Source organism: Porphyromonas sp. oral taxon 275 (genome assembly GCF_018127745.1).
Taxonomy (GTDB): Bacteria; Bacteroidota; Bacteroidia; order Bacteroidales; family Porphyromonadaceae; genus Porphyromonas.
Map to the genome: position 1 here is coordinate 1619246 of NZ_CP072333.1, position 17928 is coordinate 1637173.

At 64.3% G+C, this 17928-nt stretch carries 16 protein-coding genes; 10 read left to right on the plus strand and 6 right to left on the minus strand.

What is annotated here, in order from left to right; genetic code table 11:
• Positions 1 to 6: 6 nt before the first annotated feature.
• Genes prmC through J4862_RS06430 form a run of 3 tightly spaced genes read left to right on the plus strand, consistent with a single transcriptional unit; the run spans position 7 to position 2246 of the window.
• A complete protein-coding gene (prmC, locus tag J4862_RS06420) occupies positions 7 to 912 on the plus strand; it encodes a peptide chain release factor N(5)-glutamine methyltransferase (RefSeq protein WP_211788299.1) in 906 nt (301 codons plus the stop codon).
• Positions 909 to 1421, plus strand: coding sequence for a regulatory protein RecX (locus tag J4862_RS06425; RefSeq protein WP_211788300.1), 513 nt, complete (start codon positions 909 to 911; stop codon positions 1419 to 1421). Before prmC ends, J4862_RS06425 begins: the two co-directional genes overlap by 4 nt.
• Positions 1422 to 1424: 3 nt before the next feature.
• Positions 1425 to 2246 carry a ComF family protein gene (locus J4862_RS06430; RefSeq protein ID WP_211788301.1) on the plus strand — a complete coding sequence of 274 codons (822 nt, stop codon included), beginning with the start codon at positions 1425 to 1427 and terminating at the stop codon, positions 2244 to 2246.
• On the opposite strand, the gene J4862_RS06435 is transcribed toward J4862_RS06430, so the two are convergent.
• From J4862_RS06435 to tsaD, 6 genes are all read right to left on the minus strand, one after another.
• Complete coding sequence (locus J4862_RS06435) at positions 2230 to 2889, minus strand: aminotransferase class IV (protein WP_211788302.1); 660 nt, start codon at positions 2887 to 2889, stop codon at positions 2230 to 2232. The genes J4862_RS06430 and J4862_RS06435 overlap by 17 nt on opposite strands.
• A 130-nt stretch (positions 2890 to 3019) precedes the next feature.
• Positions 3020 to 4018, minus strand: a complete 999-nt coding sequence (locus J4862_RS06440) for an aminodeoxychorismate synthase component I (RefSeq protein WP_211788303.1) — start codon at positions 4016 to 4018, stop codon at positions 3020 to 3022.
• Positions 4015 to 4884, minus strand: a complete 870-nt coding sequence (locus tag J4862_RS06445) for a S1 RNA-binding domain-containing protein (RefSeq protein WP_211788304.1) — start codon at positions 4882 to 4884, stop codon at positions 4015 to 4017. Before J4862_RS06445 ends, J4862_RS06440 begins: the two co-directional genes overlap by 4 nt.
• Before the next feature lie 4 nt (positions 4885 to 4888).
• Entirely contained in the window at positions 4889 to 6289 is a 1401-nt protein-coding gene (locus tag J4862_RS06450; protein WP_211788305.1) for a PDZ domain-containing protein, read from the minus strand.
• Between the two features lie 6 nt (positions 6290 to 6295).
• Positions 6296 to 6817, minus strand: a complete 522-nt coding sequence (locus tag J4862_RS06455) for a CinA family protein (protein WP_211788306.1) — start codon at positions 6815 to 6817, stop codon at positions 6296 to 6298.
• Between the two features lie 43 nt (positions 6818 to 6860).
• Positions 6861 to 7886 (minus strand): tRNA (adenosine(37)-N6)-threonylcarbamoyltransferase complex transferase subunit TsaD, encoded by a 1026-nt coding sequence (tsaD, locus tag J4862_RS06460; RefSeq protein WP_211788307.1) that lies wholly within the window; start codon positions 7884 to 7886, stop codon positions 6861 to 6863.
• A 496-nt stretch (positions 7887 to 8382) separates the two neighbouring features.
• Between tsaD and ftsH the strand changes: the two genes are divergently transcribed.
• From ftsH to J4862_RS06495, 7 genes are all read left to right on the plus strand, one after another.
• Positions 8383 to 10416 carry an ATP-dependent zinc metalloprotease FtsH gene (gene ftsH / locus J4862_RS06465; protein ID WP_211788308.1) on the plus strand — a complete coding sequence of 678 codons (2034 nt, stop codon included), beginning with the start codon at positions 8383 to 8385 and terminating at the stop codon, positions 10414 to 10416.
• 22 nt (positions 10417 to 10438) lie between these two features.
• Complete coding sequence (locus J4862_RS06470; protein WP_211788309.1) at positions 10439 to 11266, plus strand: phosphatidate cytidylyltransferase; 828 nt, start codon at positions 10439 to 10441, stop codon at positions 11264 to 11266.
• The gene (locus J4862_RS06475; RefSeq protein ID WP_211788310.1) at positions 11266 to 12810 is read left to right on the plus strand and encodes a glycoside hydrolase family 10 protein; all 1545 of its coding nucleotides are present in this window, start codon (positions 11266 to 11268) and stop codon (positions 12808 to 12810) included. Before J4862_RS06470 ends, J4862_RS06475 begins: the two co-directional genes overlap by 1 nt.
• A gap of 421 nt (positions 12811 to 13231) precedes the next feature.
• On the plus strand, positions 13232 to 13801 hold the full coding sequence (efp, locus tag J4862_RS06480; RefSeq protein ID WP_211788311.1) for an elongation factor P: 570 nt from the start codon (positions 13232 to 13234) through the stop codon (positions 13799 to 13801).
• Positions 13802 to 13970: 169 nt separating this feature from the next.
• Positions 13971 to 14888, plus strand: coding sequence for a dihydrodipicolinate synthase family protein (locus J4862_RS06485; RefSeq protein WP_211788312.1), 918 nt, complete (start codon positions 13971 to 13973; stop codon positions 14886 to 14888).
• Between the two features lie 15 nt (positions 14889 to 14903).
• Positions 14904 to 16088 carry an AGE family epimerase/isomerase gene (locus tag J4862_RS06490; RefSeq protein WP_371742410.1) on the plus strand — a complete coding sequence of 395 codons (1185 nt, stop codon included), beginning with the start codon at positions 14904 to 14906 and terminating at the stop codon, positions 16086 to 16088.
• A gap of 598 nt (positions 16089 to 16686) precedes the next feature.
• Positions 16687 to 17904: an N-acetylmuramoyl-L-alanine amidase gene (locus J4862_RS06495; protein ID WP_249107409.1), complete on the plus strand. Its 1218-nt coding sequence runs from the start codon at positions 16687 to 16689 to the stop codon at positions 17902 to 17904.
• Positions 17905 to 17928: the final 24 nt, after the last annotated feature.

The window sequence follows — 17928 nt, forward strand, 5'->3', positions numbered from 1 at the left end:
CTCCTAATGGATACGATACATGCCTATTACACGGCAGCGGCCGAGGTCCTCAGCCCGCTCTACGAGCGCAGTGAGGCCCGAGAGATCGCACGGCGCCTCTTAGAGGACGCCCTGGGCTACTCCCGCTCGCAGCTGCTTGTCGTCGACAAAGATACGCTTTTGCCGCCCCACTGCCGGGAGCGCCTCTCCCAGCAGCTCCAGGCGCTGGGCTCGGGACGCCCCCTGCAGTACGTCCTCGGCTACGCGCCTTTCCTCCAGCACAGCCTCTTCGTAGCCCCAGGGGTGCTCATCCCGCGCCCCGAGACGGAGGAGCTCGTGGAGCTCGTCCTCGAGGAGGCATCTAAAGCGGGCTACCGCAGCTTCGTAGACATCGGTACGGGCAGCGGCTGTATCGCCTACGCGCTAGCTGCAGAGCTACCTGAGCTGCAGGCCGCCTATGCCCTTGAGCTCTCGGAGGAGGCGCTGCAGGTCGCCGCGCGCAACTTCGACGCCCTCCGAGCCGCCACGGGGCGCAGCGTACAGCTCTATAGGGAAGACCTCTTCCGCCTCGTCCAGAGCGCAGAGGGCGCCCTACCCCGAGGCCTCGACCTCATCGTCAGCAATCCCCCCTACATTCACCCCGAGGAGGCCGCCGCCATGAGCCCGCAGGTGCTGGAGCACGAGCCGCACCTGGCGCTCTTCGCCCCCGAGACGAGCCCCATAGCCTATTACCTAGCACTGGCCCGGCTCGTGCAGCAGGGCTACCTACGCCCTGGCGGCAGCCTCTGGGTAGAGCTCAACCCCCGCTACGCCGAGGAGACGCTGGAGGCCATGCGCCGTATCGTCGGGCCCGAGGCCTGCACGGCCGAGCTGCTCCGTGACCTCAGCGGCAAGCTCCGCTTCGTCCACCTCCACTACAGCCCACAGCCATGAAGCAGACCGAGCTCACCCCCCAGGAGGCCTACGCCCGTCTAGCCAACTACTGCGCCCAGGCTGAGCGCTCGCCGAGTGACCTACGCCGCCGCATGCAGCGCCTCGAGCTGGCGGAGGAGCTGCAGGCCGAGCTCCTCACGCGCCTCGAGGCTGAGGGCTTCGTGAGCGGCGAACGCTTCGCCCGCGCCTTCGTCCACGACAAGCACCGCTTCAACGGCTGGGGCCCGCGCCGCCTCGAGCACGAGCTACGCCGCCACGGCATCGCCTCCTCCGTGATCGCGGCGGCCCTCGAGGAGCTCGAGGAGGAGACAAGCGCCGAGGACGAGGAGCCCCGCGTCCTCGAGCTGCTGCGTACCAAGCAGCGCAGCCTCCCCGCAGGGCTGGAGCGCCGCAAGGCCTTCGACCGACTGATGCGCTTCGGCCTCTACCGCGGCTACGACTACGACGAAGTGCGGGAGGCCATCACCCAGCTCCTCGACACGGACGAGCCCGACTGGGAGGAGGACTAAGCGATGAGCCAGCCTAAGGAGGGAGCCCACGAGCAGCAGCCGCGGCAAGAGCCATCAAGGTCGCGGGAGCAAGCGCTCCCAGTAGGGCAGGCGCCCCAGAGCCGCTCCGCCCTAGGCCGCTGGGCACGACTCAGCCTTGGCCTCGCCCTAGACCTCCTCTATCCGCGTCCCTGCGCGATCTGCGGGCGGCGCCTAGCCCTCAGCGAGCGCTGCCTCTGCCTCGAGTGCGCCAGCCGCCTGCCCCGCTACCATGAGGAGCATACCTGCGCCCGCGAGCGCCTCCTCGGCTCGCCCCTCATCCGCAGCCTCTCAGCCCTCTCCATCTACCACCATGACGAGGACAGCCACCGCCTGATCACGGCGCTCAAGTACTCAGGCTACCGCGAGCTCGCCCCCTTCATCATCCGCACGGCCCTCAGCGAGGGGCGCCTCCGCCCCCAGCGGGGCGACATCGACCTCATCCTCCCCGTCCCGATAGAGTCCCAGCGTCTCGCCTACCGCGGCTACAACCAAGCGATGCTGCTGGCCGAGGCGCTCGCCCAGCACTACGGCTGCCCCGCCCGTGCCGACTACCTAGGGCGCTACCGCGGGAGCCATTCGCAGACCACGCTCCACCGACAGCAGCGTATGCTCAATGCCCAGCGCGCCTTCTACCTAACTAAAGCGGCCCTGCAGCAAGGGGTGCTACAGGGCCAGCGTGTCCTCCTGGTGGACGACCTCCTGACGACGGGCTCGACGCTACACGCCCTCTGCGACCTACTGGAGGAGGCAGGCGTGGCGGAGGTGCACGTCTTCGTCGCCGCGGTGGCTATACGCGCCGTATGACGAGCTCGGGCGGCGGGAGAAGCGGTGCCGCCTCCAGCGGCATCATCGCATTGATCAGATAGACGCCCCGGCAGGCCGAGAGGTCGGCCACCCCCAGCGGCGCGGTACTGATCCGCCCCGCCTCGAGGAGCCTCCTGCGCTCCGTCCCCTCCAGCAGCGGGCGCTCGGGCGTCCTATAGCCCGCCGCCGTCCACAGCACGATATTGGTATAGCTCGTGTCGCTTAGGCTCCCATCAGGGCGCACGAAGAGCGGTAGCTCCCCCTGCTGCAGCTCCGCCTGCACGGCCTCGAAGAAGCTGCGATCGGCATACTTATAGCTGTAGTCGAAGCCCTCAGGCAGTTCCCAGAGTACGAGCCGCTCCAGCCTGCGAGGCACGTAGGCGAGGCAGCGCAGCTCCTGCACCCCCTCGCGGTCGTAGCTATAGCTCAGGCGGTAGAGTTGCTCGGCGCGATAGCCCTCCCCTAGCTCTGCTCTAAGACGCGCCACGAGGCGCTCGTGGACAAGCTCCTCCAGGAGCGGATGCCCCTCGGGCGCCGCCCCAGCATGAAGCAGCGTACGGCGCACCCGATCGCGGTGTAGCTCGAGGGCATGCGCCTCCTCGCCCCGCAGCCCTAGGGTCTCGAGGTAGCGGCAAGGGGGCATCGGGGAAGTTAGTTCGTCTGTAGGCAAGGCTTGGCTAGGCTAAGGGGAGACTTCGACGCATAGGGCTGGTGAGCGCTCCGATCTTTGCGGGGCAAGGGGAGCAGAGGTAAGAGGAGCCTGGGACACAGGCCTACTGTGGGATGTAGATCTTCTGCAGGCATTCGCGCCACTCGTCCTCGGCCTGGCTGTTGATGGTGATGCCGCCGCCCGAGCGGTAGTAGTAGCGCCTCGTCTCCGCCTCGTACTCGAGGTAGCGAATGAGGACGGCTGTATCCAGGTGCTCCCCATCGAAGTAACCCCACACCCCCGTATAGAAGCCGCGAGGCGCGCCCTCGGCGCTACGGATGAGCTCCAGCGTCGCCCCCTTGGGCGCGCCACTGATGGAGCCCGCAGGCAGGAGCTCCAGCAGAAGATCCCCCAGCCTCAGCGCACTGCGGTCAATGTGCCCGACGACCTCCGAGCTCATCTGCAGCAGCGGCCCGCGCGAGGTCGTGAGCTCGGTGAGGTACTTGAAGCGCTCGACCCGCACCCGCTCGGCCACACGGCTCAGGTCATTGCGCATCAGGTCGACGATGGTATGGTGCTCGCAGCTCTCCTTATAGTCCGAGTGTAGGCGCTCCGCTGCATCAGGCAGGCGGGCGTCGATCGTGCCCTTCATCGGATAGGTACTGAGACGCTCGCCCTCGAGGCGCACGAAGCACTCGGGGGAGAAGGAGACGAAGCGCCCAGGCACGAGGAGGCGGTAGTCCGCACGGCTCGTGACGTAGACTTCCTCCAGCGTGGCCTCGAGCTCGACGGGCGTCCTAAGCGCTAGGTTCACGAGGAAGCTATCCCCGTACATCAGTCCTCTGTGTACCTTCGCGAAGCGCTCGCGGTAACGCTCCAGTGGCTCTACCGTCGGGACGAGGTCAAGCCTAGGGCGCCGAGGGACGGCAGGGCTCGCCGTGCTGTAGCCTGGCAGGGAGAAGAAGTAGCGCGGCTCGGGCTGCTCCAAGGGACGCAACTCGAAGAGCGCCTCCCGCAGCTCGAAGTCCAGGGCAAAGAAGAAGGCCTCACCGCGTAGCGAGGCCTCATTCATCTGCTCCAGCACCTGGGCGACCTGGGGCGAGGGCACAAGGAGGGCGCTCATCGCTTACCCTCCTTGCTGAGGCGTACCGACGTAGGGCTTAGCTCGATGCGGCGTGCCTTGTAGAGCGCCCCTAGAGTCATCTTGAAGGTCTTCTTACTCATGCCCGTCTGCCGCAGGATCTCCTCGGCAGGGCTCTTATCCCCGAGGGTCAGCTGTCCGCCTGCCTGCTCCAGCAGCTCCAGGAGCCGCTCCTGAGCGCCGTCCACCTTGGCATAGCCCACAGGACGCAGCGATAGATCGACCTTATTATCCTCTCGTACCCGCACCACGTAGGCCTCGAGCTGCTCGCCACGGCGAAGCATGCGCGGGGCCGCATCTGTATAGACGAAGCCCCAGTGCTGCCCCTCAATGACGCAGCGGTAGCCCTCCTCGTGCTGCTCGGTGACGATGCAGTGCACCAGCGAGCCGGGGGCGTAGTCCGCAGGGCTACCGCCGAGGTGCTTGGAGAGGCGTGCCGAGCCGACGATCTTCCCACTCATCTGGTCGACGTAGAGATAGACGGCGTAGCTGTAGCCGAGGAGCATCTTGCTGCTCTGCTCACGGAAGGGGACGAAGAGATCACGGTGTATGCCCCACTCCATGAAGGCTCCCGCCTCGGATACGCTGGCGCAGCGGAGGAAGGCCACCTCGCCCACCTGGGCCAGCGGGCGCAGCGTCGTGGCGATGAGGCGCCCTTCATTGTCGTGGTAGACGAAGACCTCTACCTCATCCCCCACCTTTGCATCCTTGGGCAGATACCTAAGCGGCAGGAGGATATCCTGTATCCCGCCATCGAGGTAGGCGCCTATGGAGACAAGGCGTAGGATGGGCAGGCGCTGCACGCGCCCGAGCTGATAGGTCTTCAGCGCTTGGGGCTCACTATTCATCTAACTATTGATCTAAGGGAATGAGGGTAGACTCCTGTCGCAGCTCGGGCTGCAGCTGGAGCGTGTAGCGCTCGCCCGAGCGCTCGATCTCTAGGGTCAGCAGGCCTCCCCGATCCTCGCTCACATAGGGGCGGAAGGCAAAGAGGTAGCTGTAGGGCTGGCTGGCGAAGGCCTTACGTAGCGCGCCGTAGGCCTTGGGGCTCCAGTAGCCGAAGGGCCCTGCCTCACGGTAGCTCTCGGTCTCACGCACGAAGCGGCGATGCTCCTCGGAGAGGTGCGTGAGGTCGGTGTCGCCTAGCGTGTGGCCGTTGATCGCGAGGATGCGATCCCCTGGCTGCAGGCCTGTCGCGAAGGCGGGCGAAGCCTCCTCTACCTCCACCACACACCCTAGATCCTGGAGCGCGTAGTGCAGCCCCGTATAGAGGTAGCGGGAGCGGCGGGCCGTGAAGTGCTGGCGGCTGCCACTAGGGGCGAAGGGGAAGGGGCGCAGCATCACGGGCAGGGTGTAGCGGGCAAAGTCCTTGAGCGTCATCGGCTCACTCAGCCCCTCGCGCGTCTCGGCCAGCCATACGGGGCGCTGCGGATCGGTGGGGCGCGTCATCTGCACGCTGAGCTTGACCTGATAGCTGCCCTCGTCGGGCCCAGCCTCGGGGATGATGGGCAGGAGCTGTACGCGCTCCTCCTCGGGGTGGTAGCGTAGGCTCTGGGCGGGCTTGGCAGCATCGAGGCGCGGGCTCGCCGTAGGCTGCAGCTCGTAGTAGCACTCGATGATGAGGTCGGGCGCAGCCTTGTCCTCCTGCAGTCCGAGGGCCTGCAGCTGGCGGGCGATCATGCTGTAGAGGGCATCGTCCAGCTCCCTATTCTGTTCGCTGGAGGGCGCGAAGGCATAGCGACGCACCGTAGCGAAGTCAAAGCCCGGCTGCACCTGGTAGCTCAGCTGATAGCTCAGCGGCCACTCCGCCTGGTCCTCGGGGCTGTAGGCGGCATAGGCACGTGCCAGCTCACGCTCGGTACGCGCCGCACGACTCTTCGCCTCAGGGATGAGGAGCAGGGTCTCAGGCTTAGGCTGCCCGAGGCGGCGCAGCGTCACGAGGTGCTTCCCCGTGGGGCGCTGCAGCAGTTCGTCTACCTCGCGGGCACTAAGCCCCGCAGTCCCCACCCCATCAATACTAAGTAAGAGGTCACCGACCCGAAGGCCAGCGCGTGTCGCGGGGCTCTCGGGCTGTAGGGCCGTGATGCGTGCGGCGCCCTGCCCCCAGCTCGTGGGGCTGGTGGGGCGCTGCTCCAGACCGAGGCGATAGACGAGCTCGGGCTGCTGGGCGCTGAGGACGCTGGGGCTGCCGAGGGCGAGGAGTGCTGAGGTGAGGCTAAGGATGAGGGGAGAGAGGATACGATACTTCTTCATACCATATTAGTAGTAGATCGTCGCGTCGGACGTGTCGGAGGTGATGAGGCTGTAGGCGAGCTGGTGCATCGCCTCTACGGCGGCCTCGATATTGGCGGTGCGATCGCCGTCTAGGTGCAGGCAGAGCGAGACCTCACGCGGGGAGCCCTTGGGGCGTCGTAGCCAGGCGCCGAGGCAGATCATCCCTACGGGGTGGGTCTCGTCGGCTCCTGTGGGGCCTGCCAGACCCGTAGTACCGAGCCCGAGGTCGGCGCCGAGTCGCTCGGCAGCGCCGCGGGCCATAGCGCGGGCGACCTCCTCACTGACGACATGGCGCTCGGCGATGAGGCGCTCGGGCACCCCGAGGAGGCTGACCTTGAGCTCGGGATGATAGGCGAGGATGCCTCCACGTAGCCAGCCCGAGGCACCCGCGGGTGCGCCTAGGCTAGCTGCTACACGACCTAGCGTGCAGCTCTCGCCCGTGGCGACGGTCAGCTGCTGACGCTCCAGCTCCTCACGGAGTCTCTGGAGCACGGATTCCTGTCCCATAGTTGTAGTCTCTTTAGCTGTAAGGTAGCCACCCCTGGAGCGGCTACATGGTCACGCGGGCGAAGGGCACGGCATCAAGCTCCGTACGCTTGCCCTCTAGGTAGCTGAAGTACCCGTTCATCGCCACCATCGCAGCATTGTCTGTGGTGTAGGCGAACTTCGGGATGAAGATCTCCCAGCCGTAGCGGCAGGCATGATCCTCGAAGGCAGCACGCAGCCCCGTATTGGCCGAGACGCCCCCGGCGACGGCAACCTGGCGTATGCCGAGGTCCTTGGCTGCGGCACGTAGTTTCTTCATCAAGATATCGATGACGGTGGCCTGGAGCGAGGCGCAGAGGTCGGCCTTGCGCTCCTCGATAAAGTTGGGGTTCTCCGCGAGCGCATCCCTCAGCGTGTAGAGGAAGGAGGTCTTGAGCCCGCTGAAGCTATAGTCATAGCCTGGGATGTTGGGCTTGCTGAAGGCGAAGGCCTTGGGATCGCCCTCATTCGCCAGGCGATTGACGACGGGGCCTCCGGGGTAGCCCAGGCCCATGACCTTGGCGCACTTATCGAAGGCCTCACCCGCCGCATCGTCTATAGTCTGCCCGATGATCTCCATATCGGAGGCCGAGCGCACGAGGATGATCTGCGAGTTGCCCCCCGAGACCAAGAGGCAGAGGAAGGGGAAGCTGGGGCTACGATGCTCCTCGCCCTCCTCCTCGATGAAGTGCGCCAGCACGTGGGCATGCAGGTGGTTGACCTCGACCATGGGGATACCGAGGGAGAGGCTGAGCCCCTTGGCAAAGTTGGTCCCCACCAGCAGCGAGCCCAGCAGTCCGGGGCCGCGGGTGAAGGCGATGGCATCGAGCTCATCGGGGCGAATGCCCGCGCGACGTATCGCCTCGCTGACGACGGGGACGATGTTCTGCTCGTGGGCACGGGAGGCGAGCTCGGGCACGACGCCGCCGTAGGCCGCATGTACGGCCTGCGAGGCGATGACATTGCTCAGCAGCTGACGGCCGCGCAGTACGGCCGCCGAGGTGTCGTCGCAGGAGCTCTCTATACCTAATATAATGGGTTCTTCTTTCATTACTGTCTTACACTACCAGCACTCAGCTGGGATTACACAAAAATACGATAATATCCGCGTACACGAGACGGGCTACGCTGCTCGCCCGAGGGGGCTTCCTCGCCGAGTGAGCGCGGCAGCTCCGTCCCCCCTTATCCCTCAGCCTTTGTCACCGATATCCCTCAGCTCGTCCACTGATATCCCTTAGCCTAGCCGACTGGCATCCCTCAGCCGCTCGATGGGTATCCCTCAGCTGCCTCAGGGATGTCGGTCAGCCTAGCCCCAGCATGGGCTCCGCACACGCGCTGCCCGTCGAGAGCCCCGCCCCACAGTGCTCACAGAGGCAGCCAAGGGCGGCACAAGGCACCCACCGAGGAGGCAGAGAGCGAGCCCCCGAAGCCTCGGCCAGCGGCCTCAGAGCTGACAGGGGCAACCGGGATGGCATGTTTTTTGTTACCTTTACATCTAGTGCTATCCGCGCCAGGATAGCCGTGCAGATAGCAAACAACGAATAGACATGATAGAATCAAGTAAGCCAAACAAGCCGCGCCGAGGCTTCAACCTCTTCGGTAAGGAGCTTTGGATCTACGCCATCATCCTCGGGATCCTGGGCGCGCTCTTCCTATGGGACGGCGGCTCGGCCGAGACCAAGAGCGTGAGCTGGGACGAGTTCCAGCGCCTAGCCAAGCAGGAGTCCTTCAGCAAGATCATCGTCGATCGAGGCGAGCACACCGCTGTAGGGATGCTGCGCCCCAGCCAGTCCGACAGCCTCTACAGCGTAGGCAAGAGCCCCATCTTCGGCCGTGTTCAGCCCGAGCGCACGCGCAGCGTCGAGACCGAGATCCCGAGCGTAGACCGCTTCGACAAGTTCTACGAGGAGCAGGCCATCCGCGCACGCGTACAGTATAAGGAGAGTCGCTCGGGGCTGCTGAGCCTCGTGCTGAACTTCCTCCCGCTGGTCATCATCATTGGCTTCTGGATCATCATGCTGCGCCGCCAGTCCAGTGCTATGGGCGGCGGCATGGGTGGTGCGCTGAGCATCGGCAAGAGTAAGGCCCGCCTCTTCGACAAGGACACCGCCTCGGTGACCTTCAAGGACGTCGCTGGCCTGCACGAGGCCAAGGAGGAGGTCGAGGAGATCGTCCACTTCCTCAAGAACCCGGCTAAGTACACGCAGCTCGGGGGTAAGATCCCCAAGGGAGCCCTTCTAGTCGGCCCTCCAGGGACGGGGAAGACGCTACTAGCCAAGGCTGTGGCGGGCGAGGCGCACGTGCCCTTCTTCTCGCTCGCAGGCTCGGACTTCGTCGAGATGTTCGTCGGCGTCGGCGCCAGCCGTGTACGTGACCTCTTCGAGACGGCCAAGCAGAAGGCCCCCTGCATCATCTTCATCGACGAGATCGACGCCATCGGGCGCGCCCGCGGCCAGAAGAACAGCCTCGGCGGCAACGATGAGCGGGAGAACACGCTCAACCAGCTGCTGACCGAGATGGACGGCTTCGGCACCAATAGCGGTATCATCATCCTGGCGGCCACCAACCGCGCCGAGATCCTCGACCCCGCGCTGCTACGTGCGGGACGCTTCGACCGCCAGATCTACGTAGACCTGCCGGACGTCAACGATCGCAAGGAGATCTTCCTCGTCCACCTACGTCCGCTGAAGATCGACGAGACTGTGGACATCGAGCTACTGGCTCGTCGCACCCCCGGCTTCTCAGGGGCGGACATCGCCAATATCTGTAACGAGGCCGCCCTCATCGCCGCCCGTGCGGGTAAGGACTTCGTCTCCCGCGAAGACTTCATGAACGCCATCGACCGCGTCGTCGGCGGGCTGGAGAAGAAGAACAAGATTACCACCGAGGAGGAGCGCCGCAGCATCGCCCTGCACGAGGCAGGGCACGCCACCGTCAGCTGGCACCTGCGCTATGCCAACCCGCTGGTCAAGGTCACCATCGTCCCCCGCGGTAAGGCTCTCGGCGCCGCCTGGTACCTCCCCGAGGAGCGACAGATCACCACGACCCAGGCCCTACGGGATCAGATATGTGCCACTCTGGCAGGGCGCGCCGCCGAGGAGCTCCTCCTAGGACGCATCTCTACGGGCGCGGCCAACGACCTCGAGCATACGACCAAGATCGCCTATGCTATGGTAGCCTACTACGGCATGAGTGAGCGCCTGCCGAACCTCAACTACTACGACATGCAGAGCGATGGCTATGGCCTCACCAAGCCCTACAGCGACAAGACGGCCGAGCTCATCGACCAGGAGGCCAGCCGCATCGTCCAGGAAGAGTACGACCGTGCTAAGGCCACCATCCTCGCCCATCGCGCTGGCCTCGAGGCTCTTGCCGAGCTGCTGCTGGAGCGCGAGGTCATCTACACCGAGGACGTCGAGCATATCTTCGGCAAGCGTGCCTGGGAGAGCCGCGCCGATGAGCTGATGCGCCTCAATGCCGAGCAGCAGCCCGCACCCTCTACCGAGACGAGCAGCCCCGCCCCAGCCTCCGACACCGACCGAGCCGCGGAGACCGAGCCGCCTGCCCCTAGCGATGTATAGCCCTCACCTACTATATTGATCTATGAGCAATCTAGTCAAGCGCACCATCTTCGGCGCCCTCTACGCAGCCCTCATCCTAGCGGCGCTCCTCCTAGGGAGTAGCTCGCTCTACCTGGCCGTCTTCGGCGTCCTGGTCTTCCTGGCGAACTGGGAGTTCTCCAACCTCGTATCCACGCACCGCATCTACCCCCTGCGTCGCATCACCGACGCCGTGGCTGCGGTCTACCTCTTCTGGACGACGCAGTGCATCGCCACCGAGGGCCTCGGGGCGACGATCTACCTGCTGCCCTACGCTGCCTTCCTCCTCTACTCGCTGGTGCGCAGCCTCTACAGCGAGCGCGAGCTCATGCCGGGCGACCTGGCGAAGGTCATCTTCGGGCAGATCTATACGGGCGGCTTCCTCAGCATCGCCCACCTGCTGCACAGCTCACAGATGAGCAGCGGCTACAGCCTGCTCTTCCTCGCCTTCATCGCCATCTGGGTCAATGACTCGGGCGCCTACCTGGCGGGCTCGCAGCTGGGACGGCACAAGCTCTTCCCCAGCCTATCGCCGAACAAGAGCTGGGAGGGCTTCGTCGGCGGCTTCATCGCCTCCGTCCTCGTCTCCTACTTCCTCATGGAGGGCAGCCTCCTCGGACTCGTCTACGGCGCTGTGATCTCGGTGGCAGCCACCTGGGGCGACCTCTTCGAGTCGATGCTCAAGCGTAAGGCGGGCGTCAAGGACTCGGGTAAGGTGATCCCGGGGCACGGCGGTATCCTCGACCGCATCGATAGTCTGCTCTTCGTCCTGCCCTTCCTGGCCTTCGTCGAGTGGATCATCTACGTCTATCAGCACCTACATCTGAGCTAATGCACCGACGCTACACCGAGGCACGCCGCCTACTGCCTGCGCTCCTTCTGTCGCTGCTGCTCCTCTCCTCCTGCGGCCTCAGCCGCGGGCGTGGGACGAAGCTGCCCGATCCGCGCCAGCCGCTCAAGCGTGAGCTGCGCGCCGCTTGGCTCCCCACGATCTACAGGAGCGAATACGCCCAGCTCAGTCCCTACGATGCGGCCGACCTCCTGCTGCGCCGCGTCGAGACGCTGCACCAGCTCGGCTGCAACGCCCTCTTCTTCCAGGTGCGCGCCGAGGGGGATGCCTGGTACCCCAGCACCCTAGAGCCCTGGAGCAAGTACCTGACGGGGCACCAAGGGCAGGCTCCCGAGGAACCCTGGGACCCGCTGGAGCTGGTCCTCGAGGCCTGCCACGAGCGCGGCATGGAGCTCCACGCCTGGATCAACCCCTATCGCGGAGCCTCCAATGCCTCGACCGAACTAGCGCCGACCCACCCCGCACGCCGCTACCCCGAGCTCTTCCTCCGCTACGGCGGGCAGCTCCTGATGAACCCCGGGCACCCGCAGAGCATCCCCTACATCACCAGCGTCGTCAAGAATCTGGTGACGCGCTACGACCTCGACGGCCTGCACTTCGACGACTACTTCTACCCCTACCCTAAGGCGGGCGAGGAGCTGCAGGACGAGGAGACCTTCCGCGCCTATGGCCTCGGCAAGGGCTACGCCCGCGGTGAGAAGGCGCGCTGGCGTAGGGACAAGGTCAATGAGCTGATCCGCGCTACCCGCGAGACGCTCCTCGAGCTGAGGCCGTGGATGCGCTTCGGGGTAAGCCCCTTCGGCATCTACCGCAATGCCAGCAGCGCCCCTGAGGGCAGCCAGACGGCGGGCCTACAGTCCTACGATGACCTCTCGGCCGACGTCCTCTACTGGGCGCACGAGGGCTGGGTAGACTACGTCGTGCCGCAGGTCTACTGGAACCGCGGGCACAAGGTCGCCGACTACGACGTCCTCGTCCCCTGGTGGGCCGAGCAGCTCCCCCGTACGACGCAGCTCTATATCGGGCAGCACGTGGGGCGCACCATGGAGGGACGCCAGCTCGGGGAGAAGCTCCAGCTGAGCCGCCACTACGCCCAGGGCAATGTATGGTGGCCTGCCGACGACCTCCTGCGGAATGTGGGCGGCATCGGCGACAGTCTCTCCATCAGCTACCAGCGCTACCCAGCGCTCCTGCCCGTACAGCACGGTGCTCTGGGCAAGACGAAGGCACCCGCAGCCCCCAGCCGTATCTGGCTGGAGGACGACCGAGAGGGCTTCAGCCTCTGCTGGGAGGATCGCCATCAGAAGGACGATCCCGAGAGCCCCTACCTCTATGTGGTCTACGCCTTCCCCCGCGGGGCGAAGGCCAGCATCAAGGATCCCCGCTACATCCGTCAGATCTCGCGCAGCAGCCGCTACCGCCTGACGATCGACGAGCTGCTGGACGGGGAGCATCAGTTCCTCGTCACGGCGCTCAACCGCTTCTGGCAGGAGAGCAAGCCCCACAAGCTCAAGATACGTCCCTAGCAGGGCGGGGAGCCCCTCACTCCTTAGCTCCGGAGGCAGGCCGCGAAGCCAGTCAAAGGACGAGACTAAGCGCTCATTACGAGTTTCTTAACTCTCTTCCATCGTGCCAGGAGCCTAAGCAGAGCGCGCCGACAGCCCTCCGCCAGAGCTCTGATGGATATCCATCAAGGCGCTGACGGACGTCCCTCGCGCGCCTGACTGCCGTCCCTCAGAGAGCTGACAGATATCCCTCACACTCCCTCCCCCTTGGGCCTCGGTTTCAGCAGCGTAGCTTCGCCCTCCACTCCAGTCCTAGGTAGGGCGGGGCTCCTAGAGGAGGCAAGGAGGTGCTGCGGCTTAGCCGAGGACGCGGCTCGGGGCTGGCTGGACGATTTTGCCTATTTTTGTAGCGCAGAAGTAAACAACAACTTAATATATATCTATGGCTACTACAGCAGATTTCCGCAACGGTATGTGCCTCGACATCGACGGGCAGTACTACTTCATCGTCGAGTTCCTCCACGTCAAGCCTGGGAAGGGCCCTGCCTTCGTTCGCTCCAAGCTCAAGAACATCGCCACGGGTCGTGTCATCGACAAGACCTGGAATAGCGGGGTCAAGGTCGAGGAGGTGCGCATCGAGCGCCGCCCCTACCAGTACCTCTACAAGGACGAGATGGGGCTGAACTTCATGCACCCTGAGACCTTCGAGCAGATCACCATCCCCGAGGCAGTCATCGACGGCGTGCAGTTCCTCAAGGACGGCGACATGGTAGAGGCTATGGTACATGCTGCTACGGAGACCGTACTGACCTGCGAGCTGCCCGCCCATGTCACGCTGCGCGTCACCTACACCGAGCCCGGCCTCAAGGGCGATACGGCGACCAACACGCTCAAGCCTGCTACCGTCGAGACGGGTGCTGAGGTACGCGTGCCCCTCTTCATCACCGAGGGCGAGCTGATCACCATCGACACGCGTGACGGATCCTACGTAGGGCGCGTCAAGGAGGCCTAAGGACAAGGCTCCACAGCTAACCAGGACGCCCGACGAACCGATGGGTTCGCCGGGCGTCTTCGCATTCGAGAATATTCTTACCTTTGCCCCTAGCTGTGGGTAGCGCAGACAGGCGGGGGACTCCCCACCCTACTACCGACAGGCCGTAACTACATTATTATATACAGCAATGGCACATATCCAAGGGCTGCTCGTAGCCCCCTTCACGCCCTTCGACAAGAACGGCGACGTCAATCTCGAGCCTATCGCTCGCTACGCAGAGATGCTGCACCGCAATGGCCTCAAGGGCGTCTTCATCAACGGCTCATCGGGTGAGGGCTACATGCTCAGCGACGAGGAGCGTATGCTCCTAGCCGAGAAGTGGGTCGAGGTAGCACCCAAGGACTTCAAGGTCATCGTCCACGTGGGCAGCACCAGCGTCCGCTCGGCGCATCGTCTGGCACAGCACGCCCAGAAGATCGGTGCCTGGGGGATCGGCTCCATGGCCTCGCCCTTCCCCAAGGTCGGCCGCATCGAGGAGCTCGTCAAGTACTGCGAAGAGATCGCTTCGGGTGCGCCCAATCTCCCCTTCTACTACTACCACATCCCTGTCTTCAACGGCGCCTACCTGCCGATGACGGACTTCCTGCAGGCGGTCGACGGCCGTATCCCCAACTTCGCTGGGATCAAGTTCACCAACGAGAACCTCTATGAGTTCAACCAGTGCAAGCTCTACAAGGACGGCAAGTACGACCTGCTCCACGGCCTCGACGAGACGCTGCTGGCAGGGCTTGCTGCCTGCGACGTACAGGGCGGTATCAGCGGTACGGCCAACTACTGCGGTAATGTGCTGGTAGGCGTCATCGAGGCCTTCCGCGCTGGTGACCTCGAGAAGGCACGTGAGCTGCAGAACTACAATCAGGACGTCATCAACGTCATCGCACGCTACCGCGGCAATATCGTCGCTGGCAAGCGCATCATGAAGCTCATGGGCCTCGACCTCGGGGGCAACCGCACGCCCTTCCGCAACATCACCGACGAGGAGGAGGCACAGATCAAGGCCGAGCTCGAGGCGATCGACTTCTTCAACAAGGGCAACAAGCTCTAGAGCGACGTGGGACAGATCAGCAACTACCTCCGCGCCACGCGTGACCGCTACCGTGAGGACCTAGTGGAGAATATCCTCCCCTTCTGGCTCCAGCACGGGCTCGACCGCAAGCACGGCGGCATCTACACCTGCGTAGATCGGGATGGGACGCTCATGGACACGACCAAGAGCGTATGGTTCCAGGGCCGCTTCGCCTTCGTCGCCTCCTTCGCCTACAATCAGATCGAGCAGCGCCCCGAGTGGCTCGAGGCCGCCCGTACGACCATCGAGTTCATCGAGCGGCACTGCTTCGACACGGATGGGCGTATGTTCTTCGAGGTCACGGAGGACGGCCGCGGCCTGCGTAGGCGCCGCTATGTCTTCAGTGAGAGCTTCGCGGCCATCGCCTTCAGCGAGTATGCCCTAGCCTCGGGAGACAAGCGCTATGCAGAGAAGGCCGTCCAGCTCTTCAAGGACATCCAGCGCTTCCTCACCACCCCCGGCATCCTCGAGCCCAAGTACACCGAGGAGCTCCAGGCACAGGGTCACTCCATCGTGATGATCCTGATCAATACGGCTAGCCGTATCCGTGAGGCGCTGCCCGACCCTGTGCTGGACGCGCAGATCGCCGAGTCGCTGGACAAGCTGGAGCGCTACTTCCTCCACCCCGAGTACAAGGCGCTGCTGGAGATGGTGGGCCCGAATGGGGAGTTCATCGACAGCCTCAGCGGTCGCCTCATCAACCCTGGGCACTGCATCGAGACGGCTTGGTTCATCCTCGAGGAGGCTAAGTATCGCGGGGGTGACAAGCACCTCATCGAGCTCGGCTGCAAGATCCTAGACTGGTCCTGGGACTGGGGCTGGGACGAGCTCTACGGTGGGATCATCAACTTCCGTGACTGCAAGGGCCTGCCCTGTCAGGACTACGCGCAGGACATGAAGTTCTGGTGGCCACAGACCGAGGCCGTCATCGCCACGCTCTACGCCTATCAGATGACGGGTGAGGAGCGCTACCTGAAGATGCACCGACAGATCAGTGACTGGATGTACGCCCACCTCCCCGACCACGAGTACGGCGAGTGGTACGGCTACCTGCACCGCGATGGCTCGGTGGCGCAGCCTGCCAAGGGCAACCTCTTCAAGGGGCCCTTCCACATCCCCCGCATGATGATCAAGGGCTACCAGCTGTGTAGCGAGCTCCTCGCTGCAGAAGAGCGCTAGCCCACTGCCTCAAGCCCCTTAAATAGCTTCGCCCCTGTCTCCCTTCATCGAGGGAGGCAGGGGCGAAGTCCTTTATAGCAGGCGCTCAGCGAGCTAAGGCAGGGATCGGGGAGTCCTTAGACAAGGCGAAGAGAGGAGGGCTAAGCCGCAGACAAACAAGCGCTAAGCAGGACGGGAGGAAGCGCCCAGCAAGGGCTAAGGAGTTCCTAGGCTAAGCAAGCGCACCTTCCGAGCTATCCGTCACGGCGCCGACTGCTATCAGTCGTGCGGCTCAGGGACGGCAGTGCCGACTGCCCGAGCCTAGGGGGACGAGCGGCATGCCTTAGGGGGAGCTTCGCCCACCCTTGAGAGGCCGTGCGGGAGCCACCGAAGGCTGGGGAGCACCTCGCCCTTGAGGCTACTTCCCTCCAGTACGGGCTGTCCCCTGAGCTCTAGGCGCGTCTTCCCTTTGGGAAAAGCCGTATCTTTGTCGCACTACAATATATAAGCTATCCTGCACGCGAGCCCTCTGGACGCGTCCACGGTAGCACCCATCGTCATCAACAGGTATAGCTCAGCTATGTGTCCTCGCTCTAGGTCAGCATCGCACGCGCTCCGTATGGGGCTCTTCATCTTCGTCCTCGGTCTGCTCTGCCCCCAGTGGGCGGATGCGCAGCGCCTATTCACCGTCGTCCTGGATGCAGGACACGGGGGCAAGGACTCGGGTACCGTAGGCAATGGAGGTAAGGAGAAGGACATCACGCTGGCCGTGGCCAAGCTCGTCGGGGCGAAGATCCAGGCTACCCACCCTGAGGTGCGCGTCCTCTACACGCGCCGTACCGACGTCTTCGTCGGGCTACAGGAGCGTGCGGACTTCGCCAACCGCAACCAAGCCTCGATGATGCTCAGCATCCACGTCAATAGCGCCCCGTCCAAGAGCGTCTACGGCACCGAGACCTACGTCCTCGGCGTCGCCAAGCTCGCCAATAACCTCAGCGTAGCGATGCGCGAGAACAAGGCCATGCTCCTGGAGAGCGACTATAAGACGACCTACCGAGGCTTCGACCCGACCTCGACGGAGAGCTACATCATGTTTGACCTCATGCAGGACGCCTACTTCAACAAGAGTATTGACCTGGCGAACCATATACAGCGGCACTACCGCCGCTCAGGCCGCTACAGCCGCGGCGTGCGTCAGGACATCCTCTGGGTACTCAGCCAGTCCGCTATGCCCAGTGTGCTCACCGAGATCGGCTTCCTCTCCAACGCCAGCGAGGCCACCTACATGCTCTCCGCCCAGGGGCAGGAGGAGCTCGCCAGCTCCATCGCGGGAGCCTTCTCCAGCTACTACGCCGCCTGGCGCGGCAAGGCCAGCCCCCGCAGTGCCCGACGCGAGAGCGCCACGACGGCCCCCGAGCCCGAGGCCGAGCCCAGCACTCAGGTCGAGGATACGGCTGATAGCATCACGGCTCATCCCGCCAAGTCCAGTAGCCCGAGCCCTGCTCGTAGCGAGCGCAGCAGCTCCAGCTCCTCAGCCAGCTCCAGCGTCGCCACAAAGGTCAAGGAGGCCTTCAAGAAGCAGCCCGAGGCCAAGCTCACCGAGGGTCTACACTACCGCGTGCAGTTCCTCTCCTCCCCCGAGAAGATCGACACCAAGGACGCGCGCTTCCGCCGCTTCCCCCAGCCCATCGAACGACAGCAGGCGGGTAAGGCTTATATCTACCTACTACCCGCCTGCAAGACCAAGGCCGAAGCCCAAGCTCAGATCAAAGCGCTACCTAAGGCCTACCAGGATGCCTACATCGTCCCCTACAAGGGCTCGCAGCGCCTGCGCTAGCCCGCTCACCCACATTCATCCGAT